We start from the raw sequence: 22495 nt of genomic DNA on the forward strand, positions 1-22495 counted from the left end.
TTGCTTATTCTTTTCAAAGATATTGATTTATTATTTTTTCTTGTAATGAATGGTGGAAAGGTTTCTTAATATTGCGGCACTTTGTTCGGGGGTAATGTCCCGCTGAGGTTCTGCAAGCATTTCATATCCTACCATAAATTTTTTTACTTCCGCACTTCTGAGCAACGGCGGATAAAAGTGCATATGAAAATGCCATTCAGGATGCTCTTTTCCGTCTGTTGGAGATTGGTGAATTCCTGCAGAATATGGAAATGACGTTTCAAAAAGGTTATCATATATTGTAGTCAGATCCTTGAGTACAGCCGCAAAGGATTCTTTTTCCGCTTCAGAAAATTCCGCAATATTTTCTCTTTTCTGTTTGCTGACAATCATTGTTTCGTAAGGCCACGAAGCCCAAAACGGAACCAATGCGGCAAAGTGTTCATTTTCTGTGACAATGCGCTCACCAGCCGTGATTTCCTGTTCCAGATAGTCTTCCAGTAATGTTCTTTTATTTTTTTCAAAATACGATTTCAGCTGATCCTGGGTTTTCTGAACCATTGCCGGAATGGACAACTGGGCCCATATCTGACCATGCGGATGCGGGTTACTGCAGCCCATGATGCTTCCTTTATTTTCAAAAATCTGAACATAGTTGATATGGTCCAGAGCGGCAAGCTCATTGAACTGCTCCTGCCATACATCCACCACATTTTTGATGTGTTCCAAAGACATTTCCGGCAAAGTAAGGCTGTGGTTTTCAGAAAAACAAACCACCCTGTTGATTCCTCGTTCCGGAAGGAGAGTAAAAAATCCTGACTGTTGCTCAGAAAAATCAACTTCTTCATTCAGCAATGCTCCAAAGTCATTGTTAAAGACATAGGTTCCTTTATATTCAGGGTTACGGTCTCCGTTAGCACGAATATTTCCTGAGCAGAGATAGCAGTCCGGGTCATATTCAGGACGGTTTTCTTCTGCTGTTTCTTCTCTCTGTCCCTGCCATGGACGGTTTGCCCGCTGTGGAGAAACCAGTATCCATTCGTCCAAAAGAGGATTGTATCTTCTGTGAGGATGTTTTTTAGGATCAAATAATGTATTCATTGGTGTATTCTTTTATCCCGTCTGAAATTTTAACCTGGTAAACTTTCATCTCAATATTAAAGTGTTCAAGATATTTTTCACTGATAGCCTGAATTACTTCCTCAACTTTATCTTCCTGAATCAGGTTGATACTGCAGCCTCCGAAACCGCCTCCCATCATTCTTGCTCCCAGCACACCTTCCTGCTGCAATGTGTTTTCAACCAAAAAATCAAGCTCATTACAGCTGACTTCAAATTCAGTGGACAGCCCGGCGTGGGTTTCCGTGAGAAGTCTTCCCAGATGTTCAACATTTCCTTCTGAAATAGCTTTTGCTGCCATTTCTACCCTCTTTATTTCTTTCAGTAAGTAGAGACATCTTTTATGTGAAACACTTCCCATTTTCTCTTTAGCACTGTCAAGCATAGTTGTGGTAAAATCCCGGAACTTCTCTACTTCGGGGAATTTTTCCCATAAAACTTTTTTTCCATGCTCAACATCTTTACGCCTTTCATTATAGCCGGATGTCAGATGACTATGTTTTACACAGCTGTCAAAAAGCAATAAGCTGTATCCTTTAAGGTCAGCATCAAAATATTGATGTTCCAGGGAATTGCAATCAAGCATAATGACCTTATTTTCCTTTCCGAAAACGGAGGCAAACTGATCCATAATTCCGCACTGAACTCCTGCAAAAGTATGTTCGGATTTTTGCCCGATCACCGCGATTTCTTTTTTTGACAGCCGCAGATCAAAAAGTTCATTAAGGATATAGGCAAAACCGCATTCAAGAGCTGCCGAAGAGGAAAGCCCGGATCCCATCGGGATGGTACTGCTGAAAACAATTTCCATTCCGCAAAATTGATTTTCGGGTTTCTGCAGCTGACTGAAAACGCCCAGAATATAGTTTGCCCACATTTGCCGTACCGGTTTTATCTCCGCTGTAACATCAAATGCATATTCTTCTCCGAGATCCTTGGCTATGATGGTACAAAGGTTTGTCTGAGGGAGTTTACGGACAGCAAAACAGATGTATTTATCTATGGCAGCAGGCAATACGAAGCCATCGCTATAGTCTACATGCTCGCCGATAATATTAATTCTGCCGGGAGAAAGGAAAATATGTTCAGGCTCTTCTTTGAATTCGGCTCTAAACTTTTCTAGGGTTGGGTTGATTAACTGTTCATGCATATCAATCTTATCTGATCAAACAGATCCTGGGGATCTCAAGTATAAAACTACTGAATTTATAACAGAGAAATTTATACTTTTTAAAAATATTGAAATATAAGTGTTAAATATACACTTATATTTCAATACATCATAATGCTTTACAGAAATTTTAGATCAGCTTATCAACTACTCCATGAAATAATTAAATTCTTTACGGTATTGTGAGGGGCTTTTTTGGATATATTCTTTAAAAGTCCTGTTAAAATAGCTGAAGTTATTAAATCCCGATTCAAAGCAGACTTCCGTGATGCTTAAAGGCTGTTCTGCCAAAAGTTTGAGGGCATGGGTAATTCTGTATTCATTAACAAACTGCGTAAAGGTTTTATTGGTGATTTTTTTAAAGTAACGGCAGAAAGACGGTACTTTCATATTGGCAAGATCAGCCACTTCTTCAAGGGTTATGGCTTCTTTGAAGTGATCTTTAACATAATTGAATATAAGATTGATCCTTTCATTGTCTTCAACCTGTGTCTGAAGGTAATATTTTCCTGCATTTAAAATCCTGTAATCCTGAGTCACAGACAGTTCATCCAATATTTTCAGAAATCTGCACAGCTTGTCCAGTGAGGAAGTTTCATGCATCTCCGTAATCTCTTTCCCGATTCTTTTCTTCACCTCTTCCCCGAATACGATTCCTGCCTTTGACTTTTCCAGCAAAGCTGAAATCCTTTGCATCTCCGGTATATCCCAGATAGGTTCTCCTAAAAAATCAGGCTTAAACTGGATTACCATTTCGTACTCATTATGCGTACTTTCATTGGTCAGCCCGCAATGCGGAAGATTGCTTCCTATCAATACAAGATCTCCTTCTGAAAAATAAGTGATACTGCTTCCGATCTGTCTCTTCCCGGAGCCTTTGCATACAAAAATAAGCTCAACCTCGGGATGGTAATGCCAGACATGAGATTTTATATTCTCATTAGTCAGAAATTTAAGACTGGTAAAACTGCTTCCTATAGTAGGTCTTACGGCCTCAAAAGAAGGATTTACATGTTTCATAGGCCAAATACAAATAATTTCATATGCAAAATTAACAAATAATACATTAATATCATTAAACAAGGTTAATATAGTACATCAATATGAAAATTTAATTATAGCCTGAGAAGTATTGCTGCAATAGCTTTGCAGTATTAATCCTAAAAGCCTTAACCCATGAGCACATTATTAAAAGCCGTATTTTTTGCAGGAGCCTTATTGTTTTCAGCAAATGTAATGAGTAAGGATAGAGATTTTTCCCTTTCCTTTGGAAACGTACAAGACAAAACCTTGAATTTTGAGCTTTTAAATGCTAAAAGTGTTTCTGTTTTTGTCTATAACACTGCACATGACGAGCTATTTTCCGAAAATCTTGCAGATGGAGATCATGTGATGAAGACTTATGATTTTCAAAGCTTTACGCCCGGAACGTATTATCTGGTAGCAGAATCAGAAGCGAAGATAGAGAAATACAAAATCAAAATTAATGCTGATAATGTAATGGAGGTGGAAAAAACACCTGTAAGCGCTGTGCATAAACCTGAATATACGATTTCCGGCCATATGGCCAAGCTTCACATGTCTGATGTAAAAGGACCTGTAAGCATTTCAGTATATGACCTTTCCAATACAACATATTATACTTCGAATAAAAAATATGCTGACGGCAAGGTTGATATCACTTTTGATCTTGATCCTAAAACAGCAGATCAGTATATCATCCAGGTAGAAGAAAACGGAAATGTTTTTAATAAGATAATTTCTCTCCGATAAAACGGAATATATACAGATAGATTGACCTATCGATCATTCCAATTATTTTGGATTAAAATTTTACTTACAGTTTATTGTTTTGAGGCAGCTCCATTTCCTAACAGAAAAAGAGCTGCCTCATTTTTTAATTGTGATGGCCCATGTTCAGTTTAATCTTCTTCAGATCTTCCAGTTCATGAACAGGACGCTCTATGTCGTAAGGAATCGGCTTTTTGGAAAAAGTCTGGAAATACAGCAGGCAGGCATCTTTCCACCATACCGCATCCTTAGATTGAATTTTAAGCTTTGACTGAACATCGGTAAATCTCTGCTTATCAATATAAGGTTCCATTCTATCCCAGGTTTTCTGATAATCCCTTACCTTCTTCACCCCGGAATCATAGGTATAACACAGCTCATCCCACAAAGATTTTCCGTCTTTCATTGTATAATCCCATGGAACATGATGAAACCAAAGAATAAGATTTTCCGGGCAGGTTGAGATATTTCCATACCTTTCATTCAGTGGTGGAAAATACTGTGAAACAGCATTACTTCCTGTTTTTGTCCTGTTGAAACCTACTCCTTTAGCATCAGCCTGATGGTAATAGACAGGTGACCAATCCGGTCTTCCGCCTTTATAATCGCCCCACGGTTCAGGCCCGTAATGATGTCCTCCTGCAAAGATATGGTGCAATCCTAAAGGCATCATATAATCCACAGCGGTTTCTCTGGAAGAAAGCATGATCTCTTTTACCGGATTCAGAAAGTTCTGATCGTATGTGAAGGTCATTTTAATCCATTCATCGGCAATCTGTTCTGAGCTCAACTGATGGTTCCATGCTAATCTGCCAAATGCATACCAGTTGGCCTGTGCAAAATGATGCCCGGTCCAGTTGGTATCTTCCCCGATATTGGCAACGGCTGAAATGGCTGAAATTTTTGAGGGTCTTAAAGTACCGTCTGTTATTTTAGCAATCGTAGAACCCTGGCCGTCAGAATAGGTGTCGTTATCCAGTGTTTCCTTGAATAATGGAGCCAGAAAAACAAGATGATTTGAAAAGCCCAGATATTCCTGAGTGATCTGAAATTCTACCATTTCGGAAGTTTTTCTTAAAGCTCCGAAAAGTGGATTAAACGCTTCACGAGGCTGGAAATCAACAGGTCCGTTTTTAATCTGAATAATCACGTTATCCCTGAATTTACCGTCCAGAGGAACAAATTCAAGATAAGCCTGTTTGGCTCTGTCGTCTTTGCTCGGACTGTAGACAAAGGCTCTCCACATCACGATCCCGTTGTAAGGTTTCAAGGCATCGGCCATCATATTGGCTCCGTCTGCATGGGTTCTTCCGTAATCCTGAGGACCGGGCTGTCCTTCGGAATTGGCTTTCACCAAAAACCCGCCGAAATCGGGAATTAACTTGTAAATTTCAGCTGCTTTATCTTTCCACCACTTCTGTACATCTTTATTCAACGGATCTGAATTTTGTAATCCGCCCAGCACTTTAGGTGAAGAAAAATTCACGGAAAGATATACCTTGATGCCATAAGGCCTGAAAATATCGGCCAGAACCTTTACTTTTTTAAGATAATCTTCCCTAAGCATATTGGGCGATGCATTCACATTATTTAAAACAACGGAATTGATTCCTACAGAGGCATTCGCTCTCGCGTATTCTTCATAACGCGGAGAAATTTTACCGGGTAAATCTTCCCATTTCCAAAGTGATCGTCCGGCGTATCCTCTTTCAATGCTTCCGTCCAGATTATCCCAATGATTCAGAATCCTTACGTCATATGAAGGTTTTTCAATCGTATTTAAATGGGACAGATCGGCTTTTGTCTGCTGCAATCGTAAGATATGATAGACTCCATACAACAGTCCTATTTCTTTTCCTGCAGAAATAACAATTTTTTCAGGGGTGGAAACAATTTTGTAGCCGTCTTTCAGGTTTTTCTCTTTGTTTTCTGTACGAAGTTCCACCGCCTGCCCCTGCCAGTAGCCGCTCAGCTCTTTTCTAGCAATGTTCAGCGTGGGACTGTTCCCTTTGGAAATAATTTTATCTGCCGATATTCCGTTTTTTGCAGGAAACCGAAGCCAAAGCTGACTTCCATCCTCCGCAAAAACCAGTAACGGAAATATCAGAAAAAATAGAATATTGAGTCTCAGATATCGCATTGAAAAATTTTAAATTATTAAAGATGACTATGACTGGTCTTCCAGACCTTTAATCGTCTTGATTTTACCTTCGTGATCGTATTCCAGTTCAATAACTTTCATACTTCTCAGCCATGTTTTACCGCCACTCGGAACAGAATCATGGAAAAACAGATACCACTTTCCTTTAAACTCCACGATGCTGTGATGGGTGGTCCATCCTACCACCGGAGTAAGAATTTCCCCCTGAAAAGTAAACGGTCCATAAGGATTATCCCCGATCGCATAGCAAATCAGGTGAGTGTCACCTGTAGAATATGAAAAATAGTACTTACCATTGTACTGATGCATCCATGACGCTTCAAAAAAGCGGTGTTTATCACCATGAAGTAGTGGTTTTCCATTTTCATCAATGATGACAACGTCTTTAGGAGCTTCCGCAAATTGAAGCATATCATCGCTCAGCAAGGCTACCTTTGAGTGGATTGCGGGTTCATCATTTTCTGGAATTACAGCGGATTCAAGTGCTTTATTGTCTCTATAACGCTGCAATTGTCCGCCCCAGATTCCTCCGAAATACATATAATATTTTCCTTTATCTTCAAAAATGCAGGGATCGATGCTGTAACTTCCCATCATCGGATGTTTTTCAGGGATGAAAGGCCCGTAAGGTTTGTCGCTCACGGCAACACCGATTCTGAAGATATCATTCTGATCTTTCAGGGGAAAGTACATATAATATTTGCCGTCTTTAAAGGCTACATCGCAATCCCAAAGCTGTCTTCCCGCCCATGGAATATCCTTTACCGAAAGTACCACGCCATGATCTTTAATTTCTCCGCTGTCCACATCATCCATTGAGAAGACATGGTAATCATTCATATCGAAGTGATCTCCGTTATCGTTTTCTTCAATTCCGCTTTCGCGGTCGTGAGAAGGATAGATATAGATTTTATCTTCAAAAACGTGAACGGAAGGGTCTGCCATATAATCTTCCGGGAATAAATATTTTGATTTTTTCATTAAGTAAAAATTCTATTGATTTTAATTTTTCTCTGCCAGCTTTATTATTTTTTGTACTACAGGTTTTTCCTGGTCTTTCCTGTCAAACAATAACGGATAATCTGTTCTTCCTTTCACCGGGAAATCGTTTTTCCAGGATTGTTTGTCAGTTACTCCCCATAAGGTTACCCTTCTTATTTTATCTTTATGTTGTAAGAACAAACCAAAGAAATCAAGGTAACGTTTTTCCCATTTTGTTTCTACTTCTTTGGGAAGTCCTTTGGTGTAAGGATTCACTTCTTTCTGATAGGCAACGGTATCTGAAACATTGGCAGAAGTGCCCCATGGAGAAGGCAGTGCGCTAATTTCCAGTTCCGTAATATTAACTTTAACTCCCGCATTGGAATAGGCCAGAATTGCTTTTCCATATTCATCGATAGAAGGATTATCCATTCCAACATGGGCCTGCATTCCTACTCCATCAATACGGATTCCTCTTGATTTAAGTTTTTCAACCATTGCAATGACTGTTTTTACCTTTTCAGGATACCATTCATTATAATCGTTGTAATATAATTCTGCATTGGGATCAGCCTCCTGTGCATACTGAAATGCCAAAGGAATAAAATCTTCACCCAGGATTTCGTAAAATTTACTTTTTCTATAGGTTCCGTCTTCAAGAATGGCTTCGTTCACCACATCCCATCCTTTTACTTTTCCTTTGTAACGGGAAACTACGGTTGTAATGTGGCTTTTCATGCGCTGTTTCAACACTTCCGGAGAAACATCTTTTCCATTTTTATCTGTAAAAAACCATTTTGGAAGCTGGGAATGCCAGATTAATGTATGCCCGATGATGAACATATTGTTTTTCATCCCGAAATCAACAAATTTATCGGCATCATCAAAGAAGAACTTTCCTTCCTGAGGCTGCAAAAACATAGATTTCATACAGTTTTCAGCAACAACAGAGCTGAATTGTTTTTTGATAATCGCTGCTGCTTTCTGATCTGTCCCGTCAATCTGAGGAAGACTCATGGCAGTTCCGATATAGAATTTATCCTGAAATGCTTTTTTTAAAGTACCGCCAGATTTCTGCGCCGACAGCCCGGAAGCGGTAAGAGCTACCAAACCAATTAAAATACGTTTCATAGTAATTGTTTTATTTTCTTCTTTCAGCCAGATCTTTTTCAATCTGAACTTCCATTTTTTTATTGATTTTGTAAAATAAAAGCAGTCCGCAGGCAATGAAAAACGGAATGGACGGGAATATGCTTACGAGCATTTTCGCTCCTGCTGCCACTGTTTCTGGCTGAATCACCTGTTCGCTCCCGTGTACTGAAATGTATCCGTATTTTCCAATGATCAAAGCTACCAGAGAGCTTCCGATGCTGAGTCCTACTTTCAGTCCTACCATCATGGCAGAGAAAATAATAGCCGTAGCCCTGCGATTGTTCTTCCATTCCGAATAGTCGGCAACATCAGCAATCATTGCCCACAAAAGCGGTGTGCTGATTCCATAAAAGAATCCGTGTAAAATCTGTGACAGGAACATAATTCCCACTGCTTTCGGAGGATAAAATATAAAGAACAGGATAAACAATGTAGAAATGAATAATGAAGCGATAAAAGTATCTCTTTTTCCAAATCTGTCTGCCAACTTTTTAGAAAAAGTAATGCCTACAATCATCATTACAATTCCTCCTGCATTAAACAATCCGAACCCGGCAGATTTCGGGTCTTCTCCGAAGAAATTCATCCCAGCAGAATTAAAAAATGCTGTAATGGGTGAGATAAAACTTTTGAGTGCATTTTCATCCACATAATTGTTAAAATAGTATACATACGATCCTCCTTTCATAGCCAGCGTGATGAATATAAATGCAGTCACGGTAAGCATAATAATCCAGGGTCTGTTCTGGAATAAATCTTTTAAATCTTCTTTCAGACTTGACTTCTGCTCCGGCTTGGGAATAATTCTTTCTTTGGTCGTAAAAAAGGTAATCAGTAACATTACGGATCCGATCACCGCCAGCCAAGTCATAACAGTCTCAATTCCCTGTGCTTTATCTCCGTGTCCTACATATAAAATGATAGGCAGCATAAATACCTGTACAAAGAATTGTGCAAACATTACTGCTACAAAACGGTACGAAGAAATACTGTTCCTTTCTCCCATATCTCCCGTGATAACGCCACTCAATGCAGCATAAGGCAGGTTATTGGAAGCATATAATAACAATAATAATGAATAGGTAACCGCAGCATAAATCATTTTACCCTGATAGGAAAAGTGAGGCGTACTGAAAGCTAATAGCGCTGCAATACCAAGCGGTACAGCGGTAAATAAAATCCATGGACGGAATTTCCCCCATCGTGAACTTGTACGGTCTGCCAGCGCTCCGATAAGCGGGTTAAAACCAAATCCGGCAATTAATCCTACCGTAAGGGTGATAACAGAAGCATCTTCTGCTTTGAGTCCGTAAATATCTGTATAAAAATAGGTCAGGTAGGTGACTAAGGTCTGAAAAACAAGGTTGGCTGCCAGATCTCCCAGGCTATACCCTACTTTTTCTATTACCGATATTTTTTGTGGCTGATGATCCATTGATTTTGATGAGATTTTTCTATGTTAAATTAATTTTTTTCTGTTGTAAAAGGTGAAGCCGGAAGTCCGCTTTTATTTTTAAGATTGCCGTCCGGGTTGTCTGCCCAATCATAACGTACATTAACAGGATTGGTAACTTGATCATTCCAGACAATAACTTTATTACCTTTTGCTTCTGCTTTTGCCCATTGGTAGTGGCCATCTTTCTGCTGTATGGCAAAACCTTTCAGTTCTCCCTGTACCAGATCGTCTGTTCCGGGTTTAAAGGATAGAATAATGGTTTTTCCTTCTGTTTTCATCGACTGATAAACGGGTCCGTCAGCTATGATTTTTTTGCCTTCCCCGATTTTCAGGGCCTGTAAAGCCAGCCTGTCACCCACTGTTTTTTTATTAAGTGGATGAATATCATTCCATTCTCCTACATCAATAATTACTGCAAGGCCAGAGTAAGGAATATGAAGAGAAACCTGTCTCTGCTGTTCTCTCAGCTCCGCCCAGTTGCTTTCAAGCGGCTCATCTTTTTTCTCCATAAAATTAGCCAGCTGTACAATGAAGAACGGCAGATCATTCTTTTTCCATTTTGAACGCCAGTCTGAGATCATTGTTGACAATAAATCTCCGTATTCTTTTGGCTTTCCTGTATTGCTTTCACCCTGGTACCAGATAAATCCTCTGATTTTATAATTGATCAGCGGATTAATCATAGCATTGTAAAGCCCTACCGGTTTCCAGCGGATAAATGTCTGTCCGGGAGCCATTTTTTCCATTTTTGCTCCTATTTTATATTTCCACTCGCCTTTAAGGTCTGTTTTTTGTCCGTCGATTTCCAGATAATACGGTTTATCAGCGATAAACTGTCCTTTTCCGCTACCATTGATGACTCTTACCGTGACGATATTCTTTCCTTCTTTTAAAACGCCTTTGGGAATGTCATACCAGCGTGGCGGATATTCATAAGTTACATTTCCTACTTTGATTCCGTTGATGTAAGTAATATCGGCATCTTTTATTCTTCCCAGATTCAAAAACGCTGTTTTCTGATCCACTCCTTTTGGAAGAATAATTTCTTTGCGGAACCATACCGAACCGTCAAACGAGCCTTCCTGATCTTCCCACGATCCCGGAACCATCATGGTTTTCCATCCGGCATCATTTCCGTTATCTTTTTCCCAATGCTGATTGAACCCAATATCACTCTGATCCAGCTCTGCATACCATGCTTTGCTTAATGATCTTTCCTGGGATTCTGTAGATTGTATCAAGTCATCATTTTTCCATTTTTCTGCTTCAGCGAGATATTCCGGATATTTTTTCAGTGATTTTTCATCCATCCAGGCCTGAACCGGGGACCCTCCTAAGCTGGTATGAATAATTCCTACCGGAACTTTATTTTTTTCATTCAGTTCTTTGGCAAAGAAATAGGCAACTCCTGAAAAATCAAGAATAGTCTGAGGATTTGTACTTTCCCACTTCCCGCCGTCAAGATCATTTTGCGGAGCTTTAAAATTGTATTTCTGCGGAACGGTGAAGAATCTTATATTCTGATTATTCGCCTTTTTAATTTCATTTTCATACAGAGGTGTCAGCCTGCGCATCGGAAGTTCCATATTGGATTGTCCTGAAGCTACCCACACATCACCAATAAGAATATCTTTAAGGGTGATCTCATTAATTGTCATGGTATATGGGCCTCCGGCATTAAACTTTGGAAGCATAAGAGCCCAGTTTCCACTTTGGTCAGCAGTGGCATTATATGTTTTATTGATAAACTTAACAGTAATTTTTTCTCCTGCATCTGCATATCCCCAGATTTTAAGATCCTGATTCCTCTGAAGGATCATTCCGTCTGAAACCAAAGCAGGCAGCTTTACTTTTGCATCAAAACCGCAAATGGCTGCAAGAAAAAATAATAAGTATAAGGTTCTGTTTTTCATGAGAAAAATCTGTATTTAATTCTGTATTTAATTCTTTTCGTAATTTTCTGTCAGTAAACGGACTTCAATGACTTTAGCAGTCATGAGTTTTTCATCTGCCAGGAATTTTACGGAAAGGTTTTGTTTATTCTTTTCTGAATCCGGTATTGGAATGACCAGATATTGAGGTAAGGCTCCGGACTTCCCTTCCAGGTTTTGAGCAATGACTTTTTTACCGTTGATCTCAATATTCAACGTGCGGTTGGCATTCGCATCAAAATAAAGCAGGTAAAGGTATGAAGCATTTTTTCCTTTATTTTTCATCTGGTAACTGAACCAGCCTTTGGCATCACGGAAATGTCGGTCTTCCATATATCCTGTGCCAGAGTCTTTGCTTTCTATAAAATGATCTGATTCCGGCTGCTGTTCTCCCAACTGGATCTTATCTGTGGTGATCATATCCAGCTTTCTGGTTTCCGTTTCTTCTTTTGCCTTCTGCTTCAATGTATTTTCTATTTCGTTTTTGTCAGCCTGGGGCCAGTACAGAATATATCTTTCTGCCTGAATACTGTAAAACGGCACAAGATCTAAACCTTTCCCGAATTTTTCCGACGGATAAAGCCCTGTAACGGCAAAGTTGAGCGGTTTATTGTTCAAAGGCGTAACATGGCTGACTACCTCGAAAGGATTTCCAAGGATAACGGGAATTTCGTTTAAAGGAATCTGCGGACCATGAGCAATATGGCCGCCTCTGCTATCGTCCGCAAGAAGTCCCTGTTGGTTTTCGGTACCGTATTTTGCGGCAAGCACTACAGGACCGTATTTAAATGCATAATAATTGGAATGGTCAGGAAGTTGTTCTGCAGAAAGTTGCATCGGCAAGGTCATTTTCACAACATCACCTTTTTTCCATTTTTTAGTCAGGGTAAAATAGCCATCAGAGCCACGCTGTACTCTTTCCTGTTTTCCGTTGACCAGAATTTTTACTTCCGAAGGCGTCGTCCATTCCGGGCATCTTAATTTTAAATCAAATTCTGACTTTCCTGCAGCATCAAAAATCAATGTTGTTTCAGGAGCTTCCGGGAAGTTATTGACCTGACGGAGCACTACATTTTGCTGTTTCCATGTCAGTGTGGAAGGGATAAACAGGTTCACATATAAATCTTTATCCGACCGGGCATAAATCATTTCCCCATATTTGGCATGGTTTTCTATTCCGGATCCTACACAGCACCAGAAGCTGGTCTGAGGCTGTGAATATACACGGTAATGTCCGGGACGCATTGGCGTAAAGTAGACAAAACCTCCATGATCATGATTTTCTGTGGAAAGGATATGATTGTATAATGCTTTTTCGTAATAATCTATATAATAAGATTCGGGTAGTGTTGCATAAAGCTCCTTGGTCAGCTTAAGCATATTATAGGTATTGCAGGTTTCGGGGCCTTCAATACTTTTTATCATGCTGCTGAAATCATTGACAGGGTTAAAATGCTCACTGACACTGTTACCTCCAATAACTGAGGATCTTTTCTCTGTAACGTTATGCCAGAAAAAATCAGCGGCATTACTCCAGGACGTATTGTTTTCAAGATCGGCAATACGCTTGTAGCCGATTACTTTTGGAATCTGTGTATTGGCATGAAGGCCTGTAAGCTTATCTTCTCCTGTCAAAAGAGGGCTAAGGATAGCCTGATGGGAAAAGCGGTGGGCTAGTTTCAGATATTTCTGATCGTGAGTGATCTCATAAACATCTGCAAAAACTTCGTTGAGTCCTCCATGTTCACTGCGCAACATATCCTGTATCTGTTCATCAGAAAGGTTTGAAACTTCATTTGCCATCCAATCTGTAAGCTTTATAAGCATTGCTTTTGCTTTTTCATTTTTGGCATACCAATACGCATCGCGCAGCCCTGAGTACAGTTTGTGAATATTATATAAAGGTACCCAGCGGTCGTTCAAACCGAAGCCTGAAGCACGTATATTTCCCTGTTTTATTTCTTTCCAGATCTTTTTTCCGTTGGGAATTCCTGAAATATATCCGTCCGGAGAGGCTTTCTGACAGCGTTCCAGCTCACTGATCATATAATTGATTCTCTCTTGTATTGCTTTATCTCCTGTAGAAGCATACATCAGGGATAATGCGGAAATATAGTGTCCTCCTATATGCCCGTCCAACCCTGTGTTTTCCCAATTGGGGTAATTATTTGCTTTTGGCTTTAATCCAGCTTCTTTAAGATAAGGAGCCAATAGTCTGTCCGGTTCCAGGGCCATCAGGTACTTATGATCTGCCTTCATCGCTTTGCTGAAAACACTCTCTGATAACCTGACAGTTTCCAAAGGAAAATAATGGATTTTTTCCTTCACCTGAGCCGAGGCAAATGAAGCAAAACACAATAAAAAAGCAGAAAGTTTCGGGGCCATTATAAATGTTAATTCAACATTTCTAAAATAATGGAAAGATTCAATATACGAAACATTTTCTGCGCCTATTTGACTTATTTTTTCATTTAAAACTTTCTATAAATCCCTAAAAACAACAAAAAACGTCCTACCTTATCATAAAAAATAAGATAATTAATTTGCAGAAAAACAAAACCTTAAAATCATATGATTCCCTATGAAAATGAATTCAGGATCTGTTTTGGCAAAAATTTCAACCATACAGCAAATACCTTATCGTATTTTTAACGTTAAGTCCCTTTTCTTGATTATTATCAATCTTATTTTTAATTTTAACACAATTTTAACATTGAATTCATCTATGATTAACCTGATTTCAGTGATATTTTTCAGTTTTGATGACAGTTTTACCTCCCAAAATATCCTTAAGGAATAGTTTTAATGAAATAAATCATTCAGATTAAAAAGTGTATGAATCACATTTATATAATATCGTATTTATAAAAGCTTTACCTTTGCAGTAAAATATAAAAGATGACTGAGGATTACTCCCAATATCCCAAACACCTTGTTGCCGTTGACTGTATCATTTTCGGTTTTGATGGCGAAAATCTTAAAATCCTTTTGGTAAAAAGAAATTTTGAACCGCAAATGGGCGAATGGTCACTCATGGGTGGCTTCATTGGCAGTGACGAAACTTCTGATGAGGCAGCCAACAGGGTTTTGTATACGCTGACCGGTCTTGAAAATATTTATCTTGAACAGCTGAAGTGTTATACGGAAATCAAGCGTGAACCAACAGCCAGAATTATGTCTATTTCCTATTATGCACTGATCAATATTGAAAAAGATATTCAAATCAATGAGCAATACAGTGCAAAATGGGTGGAACTTCAGAAAGCACCTGACCTTATTTTTGATCATAATAAGATGGTAAAAGATGCTGTGGCCAGGCTGAGGAGAAGAGCTTCCACTGGGCCAATAGGGTTTGAGCTTCTTCCTGAAAAATTTACCATGAAGGATCTTCAGAATCTATATGAAGCTATTTTTGATGAAAAGTTTGACAAACGGAACTTTACCAGCAAGATCAACAGTATGGATATTCTGGTTAACACCAACAAAAAGGATATGACTTCCTCCAGAAAAGGCTCTTTTCTTTACCGGTTTGACGAAAAAAAATACAACAAGAAAATCTCTAGGGGATTTATGTTTAAAATATAATAAAAAAACAGGATGCATTCGGCATCCTGTTTTCTTATATGTGAAAAGTCAATTTTGCTTCGCAAGTCAATGATGAATTTTTAAAATTGACAAGTGAAACGAATTCACTATTGACTATTCATTTTTGTCATATACTAAATTTATTTCTTACGTGAAAAGTCAATTTGCTTCGCAAGTCAATGATGAATTTTTAAAATTGACAAGTGAAACGAATTCACTATTGACTATTCATTTTTACCAGAACCTTACATACAAGGCTGTCAGTAAAAGCAGTGTCATCACGATCAAAACTAAAGTTCTGTTGTCCACTTTAAACATGGTCACATCAATGGCAAAGGCTTTAGGGTTTACCTTCGGACCTGCAAGACTGATCAGAATCATGGCGATTATGGTGATAAAGAATGACCATCCCATATTAATGAGGAAAGGAATTTCGGTAATGGTATGTACTACTCCGTTTTCAAGCTTTTCATAAGTGAATGCGGTATACATCCAGGTTTCTTTCCCGAAAATTCCCACAGCAAAGCTGTTGAAGAAAATGGCAAGAACAAAACCTAAAATTACTCCTACCAAAGCCGCTGTACCTGTTGTCCTTTTCCAGAACATTCCCAGAAGGAACATGGCAAAAACTCCCGGACTGATAAATCCTGTGTATTTCTGGATAAATGTAAAGCCTCCTTCTCCGCCAATTCCTAAAACGTCCGTCCAGGTAAAGGCCAATGCTGCCATCATTGCGATAATTATAACCCAGCGGCCTGTTCTTACCATCTGGATTTCGGTAGCGTCTGTTTTAAGGTATTTTTTATAGATATCCAACGTAAAAATGGTTGAGATACTGTTTACTTTTCCAGCCAGTGAGGCTACAATTGCTGCGGTCAATGCTGCAATGGCCAATCCTTTAAGTCCAACAGGTAAAAATCCTAATATTGCAGAGTAGGCACCGTCTTTCACTCCGTTAAATCCCGGAAGGTGTCCTTTTGAATATAAAACATAAGCGGCAATTCCCGGAAGCATTACGATCACAGGCATGAATAATTTCAGAAAACCTGCAAACAGAATTCCCGTTCTTGCCGTTTTCAGATCTGCACCTAAAGCTCTCTGGGTGATGTATTGATTACAGCCCCAATAGTTCAGGTTAACAATCCACTGACCAGCAAAATACATCGCCAAACCAGGTAATACGACATACTTCTGTACATCCAGATTCTGAGGCATTGCCAACGTAGTTGTCGTAGTTGTAGGTTTTTGAAGAATCAGCTTAAAGTGCTGCGGAGCCTCATTGATCAGGGTATTAAATCCTGCTAAAGCATTTCCTACAGCCGCTCCGTTGATTCTCTGGTCTACAATCTGCAAAGCCATATACACTGTTGCAAAACCTCCGATAATTAGGACAGCCACCTGTATAACGTCTGTATATCCTATCACTTTCATTCCTCCAAGACCGATCAGAAGGGCCATAAGCAGAAGAGCGATCATAATCCCGTGAAGATGTTCTCCTCCCAGTAAAGTATCGATGGCAAGAGCTCCAAGGTAAAGAATGGAAGTAAGATTCACAATAACATACAGAAACAGCCAGAAAACGGCCATAATCAGCGAAACAGATTTGTTATACCTTCTTTCCAGAAACTGGGGCATGGTATAGATTTTATTTTTAAGATAGATCGGAATAAACCAGACTGCGATGATGATCAGCGCAACGGCAGCGATCCATTCGTAAGCGGCAACAGCGATTCCTACAAAGAAACCTTCACCACTCATTCCAATAAACTGTTCAGCGGAAATATTGGAAGCAATTAAGCTGGCTCCGATAGCCCACCAGGTCAAAGATCCTTCCGCCAGGAAATAATCCTTACTTCCCGTGGATTCAGATTTTTTCTTTTTATAGATCCATAGTCCGTAGGAAGCTACCACTACGAAATAGATCAGGAATATGATGATATCAATAGTTGCTAATTTTCCCATAGCTTAGTTTTTAACGGAGAATTTATAGATGGTTTTCGAGTGGTATTTCTGCCCAGGCTTCAGTTCTGTAGAAGGGAAAGAAGGCTGGTTCGGTGAATCGGGGAAATGCTGTGTCTCCAGGCAGAATCCTGTTCTGAATTCATTTTTACCGCCAGTTTTGGTATCAAACTTTCCGTCAAGAAAATTTCCGGAATAAAACTGAACACCGGGTTCATCCGTAAAGACTTCCATCAGTCTTCCTGTTCCCTGATGATAAACTTTGGCGATGTTTCTTAATCCTTTTCCATTCAGAATCCAGTTATGGTCATATCCTTTTCCTTTTTTCAACTGATCATCGTCTGCATTGATATCTTTTCCAATCGGTTTTGATACCGTGAAATCAAAAGGAGTCCCTTTTACGGCTTTCTGCTCCCCTGTAGGAATCAAAGTTTCATTAACCGGAAGGAATTGATCTGCATTAATCTGTAGTTCATGATCAGTAATCGTTTTAGTGAAATTTCCTGACAGGTTAAAATAGGAATGCTGGGTAAGATTCACCACTGTAGGTTTGTCGGCTTCAGCCTCGTAAGAAATTTCCAATGCATTGTCGTCTGTAAGCGTGTAAAAAACAGTTGTTGTTAATTTTCCCGGATATCCTTCTTCACCGTCTGCGCTGGTATAGGATAACTTCAATGTTGGAAATTTTGCATCCTTTACGACTTCAATATTCCAGAATCTGGTATGAAATCCTTCTTTTCCTCCGTGAAGGCTGTTGGGGCCATCATTTTTGTTGATTTCATAGGTTTTACCTTCCAGTGAGAATTTTGCGTTGGCAATTCTGTTGCCATATCTTCCGATCAAAGCTCCGAAATAATAAGGATTGCCATCGAAATACCCTTCAGGTTTTGTAAAACCAAGGACTACATCCTCATATTTCCCGTTCCTGTCTGGGGCGGTTAAAGAAGTGATAATTCCCCCGAAGTTGATGACCTCAACTTTCATCCCGTTTTTATTGGTCAGCGTGTATTTTTTAATAGAATCGCCTTTTGGCGTCACTCCATAGTCTGAAGTATGCACATTCTCCATTTTTCCTGAAATATCCTGTTTGTTATTTTCTTTTCTGCAGCCGAAAATAATTAAAAATAATAAAATAAAAATGCCATTATGTGTTGCTTTTTTCATAATTATTTACATATTTTTTAAAATTAATTAACAATAATACATTTCATTCCAACGAAGTGTATTTTTAAAATCACGCATTCTGGTATCTTCATCAATGACTAATGATTCAATTCCTGCTATCTCAGCAAAATCCTCCAGCTGCTCTGCTGAAATATTTTCACTGTAACATGTATGGTGTGCCCCTCCTGCCAGTATCCAGGCTTCTGCGGCGGTATATAAATCAGGAAGAGGTTTCCATAAAACCCTTGCTACCGGAAGCTTTGGCAGCTCTTCTGTAATTTCCAATGCTCTGGTTTTGTTGATCAGCAGCCTGAAATGGTTTCCAAAGTCCATCAGGGCAGCGTTCAGAGAATCAATATTTCCTTTGGAGTTAAAAACAAGACGAACCGGATCCGCTTTTCCTCCGATTCCCAGCGGATGGATCTCACACGAAGGTTTTCCGGCGGCCAGCACAGGGTCAACTTCCAACATATGGGAACCTAAAATAGAAGGATTGGAAGGGTCTAAATGATAGGTATAATCTTCCATAAAGGCATTTCCACCTTCAAGGCCCTGCCCCATTGTTTTCATGGCACGTACGAGCGCTGCTGTTTTCCAGTCTCCTTCGCCGGCAAATCCGTATCCTTTCTGCATCAGTCGCTGTACGGCAATTCCCGGCAGCTGCTCCAGCCCGTGAAGGTCTTCAAAGGTATCTGAAAATCCTTTAAATCCTCCGTCTTTTAAAAATTTTTCAAGTCCTAATTCAATTTTTGCGGCGGTGTGAAGTGAGCTTCTGTTGGCTCCTCCTTCCAAAAGGGAAGCTGCCATATGATAAGAAGATTCATATTCTTCCATAAGGCTTTTTATTTCCCCTTCACTTACTGAATTGATAACTCCGACAAGATCACCGATTCCCCAGGTATTGACTGAAAAACCGAACTGGGTTTCAGCTTCCACTTTGTCTCCATCTGTAACCGCTACAAATCTCATATTATCTCCGAAACGAGCGAATTTAGCGCCCTGCCAGTCGTCCCAGCCTGCAGCAACGCGACTCCAGTCACCGATCTGCTTCTGAACTCTTTCTTCTGACCAGTGCCCTACCACGACTTTTCTGTTTTTTCGGAGTCGGCTTACCATAAAACCAAATTCACGGTCTCCGTGAGCTGCCTGGTTAAGATTCATAAAATCCATATCCATGGTAGACCACGGAATATCTCTGTTGAACTGGGTATGCAGATGCAGAAGAGGCTTCTGTAAAATTTTTAGTCCTCTGATCCACATTTTAGCGGGTGAAAAGGTATGCATCCAGGTAATCACCCCTATACAGTTTTCTGCATGATTGGCAGCTGCAATGGTTTCAAATATCTCTTCGGTAGTTTTTACCGTTGGTTTTACAATGATTTTTACCGGGATGAAAGAAGATTTTTCAAGTTCTGCCACAATTTTCTGTGAGTGGTCTGCCACCTGGGCAAGTGTTTCAGGTCCGTATAAATGCTGACTTCCTGTGATGAACCAGACTTCTTTGGTATTGAGAGGTGTTAACATAATTTTGTTGATCGTTAATAGTTGTTTATGTTGAAGTGTTTAGTGTTTAAATTCCTGTCCGTAGTAGGCATTCTTGCCGTGCTTACGCTCATAATGTTTTTTGATGAGTGAGTCTTTCAGACGTTCCGCATCAGGATTGATCTGTCTGGTGAGATACGCCATTTCGGCAATAGTTTCCAGTACTTTGCTATTGTAGACCGCTTTCTCAGCATTTTTACCCCAGGTAAACGGACCGTGATTGCCGATCAGGACCATTTCTACCTCTTCCGGAGAGAGCTGTTTTTCTTTAAAACATTCCAGAATCTGTATTCCCGTATTGTATTCGTAGTTTCCTTCAATCAGCTCATCCCGCATAGGTGGAGCGCAGGGAATATCTGTTGTTAAATGGTCTGCATGGGTGGTCCCGAAAACAGGAATATCCATTTGTGCCTGTGCCCACGCCACGGAATAGATCGCATGAGTATGGGAAATTCCACCGATGTTTTCCCAGTTTTTGTACAGGTAAGCATGGGTCTTGGTATCGGAAGAAGGTCTGAGTCTCCCTTCAATGACATTGGCATCAAAGTCTAAAATCACCATATCTTCCGGCTTTAAAATATCGTAAGGGACACCGCTTGGCTTAATGGCAAAAATGCCTTTATCACGGTCTACAGCGCTTACATTCCCGAAAGTATAGACAACCAGCTTCAGGGCATCCAGCTGCATATTCGCTTCATAACATTCTCTTTGGAGTTCTTTATAGGTATTCATTTTGAGCGTAATTCAAAAGGTTAATATTCAGGAGTTCTGAAGTTCTTTCCTGTTGTTTTTCAGTTTGGTATTGTATTCTACAAAATCAGCGAGCTTCTGGTATTGCTGCATTAATTCTCTGTAGTGCTGTACTTCTTCGGCTTTCGGCTGGTATTCCGCTTCAAATGCGGAGCCCATTTTCATGCTTGCTTCCTGAACGGTCGGATAAATTCCTGCTGACACGGCCGCATAAACAGCAGCTCCCAAAGCGGGAGTCTGGTCTGAAGCGGCAACAACAATCGGCATATCAAGAACATTAGCAAGTGTCTGCATGATAAACGGTGATTTCCTTGCTACTCCTCCGATTCCGATCACTTTATTGATTTTCACCCCTTCCTCTTCAAAACGGTCAACGATCTTCTTAGCTCCGAAGCAAATAGCATTCACCAAAGCTTTGAAAATATGGGGTGCTTTTATTCCCAGAGAAAGCTGACTGATCGCTGCTTTAAGTTCCTGGTCTGCGTCCGGTGTTCTTCTTCCGTTTACCCAGTCCAAGGCAACCGGAACACTATCTGAAAGAGGAATTTTTTCTGCTTCAAGGGTCAATTTTCTGATAAGTCCAGCCTCCATTTCTTCAGCGAGCTTTGTTTTCTGCTCCTCTGAAATACTTTCGGTATGCATCATCACCTGGTGAACCGGCCACATCAGGATATCTTTATACCATGCCAGAACATCTCCAAAGGCGGACTGTCCTGCTTCAAGCCCTATCAATCCGGGAATTACGGAACCGTCAACCTGTCCGCAGATTCCTTTAACGGTTGTACTCCCGATAGCTTCTTGTGAGGCCACCATAATGTCACAGGTAGAAGTTCCCATGATCCTGATCAGTGTATTTTCTTCCACCTTTGCTCCCACAGCGCCTGAATGGGCATCAAAAGTTCCTACGGTAATAATGGTTTTGGTGGTAAGACCGGTTTTTGCGGCCCATTCTTCATTCAGGTAGCCGGCAATTTCATCTGAAGTATAGGTTTCCGTGTATAATCTTCCTCTGAGTGCTCCCAGAGATGGATCAAGCCTGTTGAGAAATTCTTCGGAAGGCAAACCGCCCCATGACTCATGCCACATGGCTTTATGGCCAGCTGCACAACGGCTTCTTTTAAAGGTAGCCAGGTCTTTATGATCTGATAAAAGGAAAGTCAGATAATCACAGTGCTCCATCCAGCTATAAGCTGCATTTTTTACTTCTGCATCTGCTCTGCTGATGTGCAGTATTTTAGCCCAGAACCATTCTGAAGAATAAATACCGCCTTCATATTTTGTATAATCTTCACCACCCCAGGTTCTGGCAAGGGTATTGATTTCTTCGGCTTCACGGATAGCGGTATGGTCTTTCCATAAAACCATCATGGCATTGGGATTCTCTTCAAATCCCGGAACCAATGCCAGAGCTGTTCCGTCACTGGTTACAGGAAGCGGCGAAGAGCCTGTAGTATCAATACAAATACTGACAATCTGCTCTGCCGGTATCCCGCTTTCTCTTACTACTTCGGAAATAGTCTTTTCCAGTCCTTCAATATGGTCTGAAGGATGCTGTCTGAAACTGTTGGCTGAGGGATTACAAAATTTACCTTCCTTCCATCTCTGGTAGTAGCTGACTGAAGAAGTTATTTCGGAACCGTTTTCAGTATCAATAAGGACAGCCCGTACGGAATCTGTACCGTAGTCCAGCCCGATAACATATTTTTTCATGGTGGTGAAACGTTTTTGATTATTGAGATTTTAAATTCTCGTGA

16 protein-coding genes are annotated in these 22495 nt (G+C 40.1%); 2 read left to right on the forward strand and 14 right to left on the reverse strand.

Annotation, left to right across the window (positions count from 1 at the left end):
* Window positions 1–30 precede the first annotated feature (30 nt).
* The 3 genes from EL165_RS05710 to EL165_RS05720 all read right to left on the reverse strand — a co-directional run bounded on the left by EL165_RS05710 (window position 31) and on the right by EL165_RS05720 (window position 3289).
* Window positions 31–1080 carry a UDP-glucose--hexose-1-phosphate uridylyltransferase gene (locus EL165_RS05710; RefSeq protein ID WP_002978749.1) on the reverse strand — a complete coding sequence of 350 codons (1050 nt, stop codon included), beginning with the start codon at window positions 1078–1080 and terminating at the stop codon, window positions 31–33.
* Window positions 1064–2248 (reverse strand): galactokinase, encoded by a 1185-nt coding sequence (galK, locus tag EL165_RS05715; RefSeq protein ID WP_002978748.1) that lies wholly within the window; start codon window positions 2246–2248, stop codon window positions 1064–1066. The genes EL165_RS05710 and galK overlap by 17 nt, the downstream gene beginning before the upstream one ends.
* A 168-nt stretch (window positions 2249–2416) precedes the next feature.
* Entirely contained in the window at window positions 2417–3289 is an 873-nt protein-coding gene (locus EL165_RS05720) for an AraC family transcriptional regulator (RefSeq protein ID WP_041461453.1), read from the reverse strand.
* A 156-nt stretch (window positions 3290–3445) separates the two neighbouring features.
* Between EL165_RS05720 and EL165_RS05725 the strand changes: the two genes are divergently transcribed.
* Entirely contained in the window at window positions 3446–4042 is a 597-nt protein-coding gene (locus EL165_RS05725; protein WP_002978746.1) for a hypothetical protein, read from the forward strand.
* Window positions 4043–4166: 124 nt separating this feature from the next.
* On the opposite strand, the gene EL165_RS05730 is transcribed toward EL165_RS05725, so the two are convergent.
* From EL165_RS05730 to EL165_RS05755, 6 genes are read right to left on the reverse strand one after another with little or no spacing between them, the layout of a single operon-like run.
* Window positions 4167–6200, reverse strand: coding sequence for an alpha-glucuronidase (locus EL165_RS05730; protein WP_002978745.1), 2034 nt, complete (start codon window positions 6198–6200; stop codon window positions 4167–4169).
* A 27-nt stretch (window positions 6201–6227) separates the two neighbouring features.
* On the reverse strand, window positions 6228–7202 hold the full coding sequence (locus tag EL165_RS05735; RefSeq protein ID WP_002978744.1) for a glycoside hydrolase family 43 protein: 975 nt from the start codon (window positions 7200–7202) through the stop codon (window positions 6228–6230).
* 21 nt (window positions 7203–7223) lie between these two features.
* On the reverse strand, window positions 7224–8333 hold the full coding sequence (locus EL165_RS05740; RefSeq protein WP_041461731.1) for an endo-1,4-beta-xylanase: 1110 nt from the start codon (window positions 8331–8333) through the stop codon (window positions 7224–7226).
* Between the two features lie 10 nt (window positions 8334–8343).
* Window positions 8344–9789 (reverse strand): MFS transporter, encoded by a 1446-nt coding sequence (locus EL165_RS05745; RefSeq protein ID WP_002978742.1) that lies wholly within the window; start codon window positions 9787–9789, stop codon window positions 8344–8346.
* Window positions 9790–9818: 29 nt separating this feature from the next.
* Complete coding sequence (locus EL165_RS05750) at window positions 9819–11723, reverse strand: sialate O-acetylesterase (RefSeq protein WP_002978741.1); 1905 nt, start codon at window positions 11721–11723, stop codon at window positions 9819–9821.
* Window positions 11724–11750: 27 nt separating this feature from the next.
* Window positions 11751–14126 (reverse strand): glycoside hydrolase family 127 protein, encoded by a 2376-nt coding sequence (locus EL165_RS05755; protein WP_002978740.1) that lies wholly within the window; start codon window positions 14124–14126, stop codon window positions 11751–11753.
* Between the two features lie 513 nt (window positions 14127–14639).
* Here EL165_RS05755 and EL165_RS05760 point away from each other — a divergent pair.
* Window positions 14640–15326, forward strand: coding sequence for an NUDIX hydrolase (locus tag EL165_RS05760; protein ID WP_002978738.1), 687 nt, complete (start codon window positions 14640–14642; stop codon window positions 15324–15326).
* A 234-nt stretch (window positions 15327–15560) separates the two neighbouring features.
* Here the strand turns inward: EL165_RS05760 and EL165_RS05765 are convergent, their stop codons facing one another.
* From EL165_RS05765 to EL165_RS05785, 5 genes are read right to left on the reverse strand one after another with little or no spacing between them, the layout of a single operon-like run.
* Window positions 15561–17288 carry a sodium:solute symporter family transporter gene (locus EL165_RS05765; RefSeq protein ID WP_002978737.1) on the reverse strand — a complete coding sequence of 576 codons (1728 nt, stop codon included), beginning with the start codon at window positions 17286–17288 and terminating at the stop codon, window positions 15561–15563.
* Window positions 17289–17291: 3 nt separating this feature from the next.
* Window positions 17292–18449: an aldose epimerase family protein gene (locus EL165_RS05770; protein WP_002978736.1), complete on the reverse strand. Its 1158-nt coding sequence runs from the start codon at window positions 18447–18449 to the stop codon at window positions 17292–17294.
* A gap of 27 nt (window positions 18450–18476) precedes the next feature.
* The gene (araA, locus tag EL165_RS05775) at window positions 18477–19973 is read right to left on the reverse strand and encodes an L-arabinose isomerase (protein WP_002978735.1); all 1497 of its coding nucleotides are present in this window, start codon (window positions 19971–19973) and stop codon (window positions 18477–18479) included.
* A 39-nt stretch (window positions 19974–20012) separates the two neighbouring features.
* On the reverse strand, window positions 20013–20723 hold the full coding sequence (locus tag EL165_RS05780) for an L-ribulose-5-phosphate 4-epimerase (protein ID WP_002978734.1): 711 nt from the start codon (window positions 20721–20723) through the stop codon (window positions 20013–20015).
* A gap of 27 nt (window positions 20724–20750) precedes the next feature.
* Window positions 20751–22451 (reverse strand): ribulokinase, encoded by a 1701-nt coding sequence (locus EL165_RS05785; RefSeq protein WP_002978733.1) that lies wholly within the window; start codon window positions 22449–22451, stop codon window positions 20751–20753.
* Window positions 22452–22495 lie beyond the last annotated feature (44 nt).

This window comes from Chryseobacterium gleum, assembly GCF_900636535.1.
Lineage (GTDB): Bacteria > Bacteroidota > Bacteroidia > Flavobacteriales > Weeksellaceae > Chryseobacterium > Chryseobacterium gleum.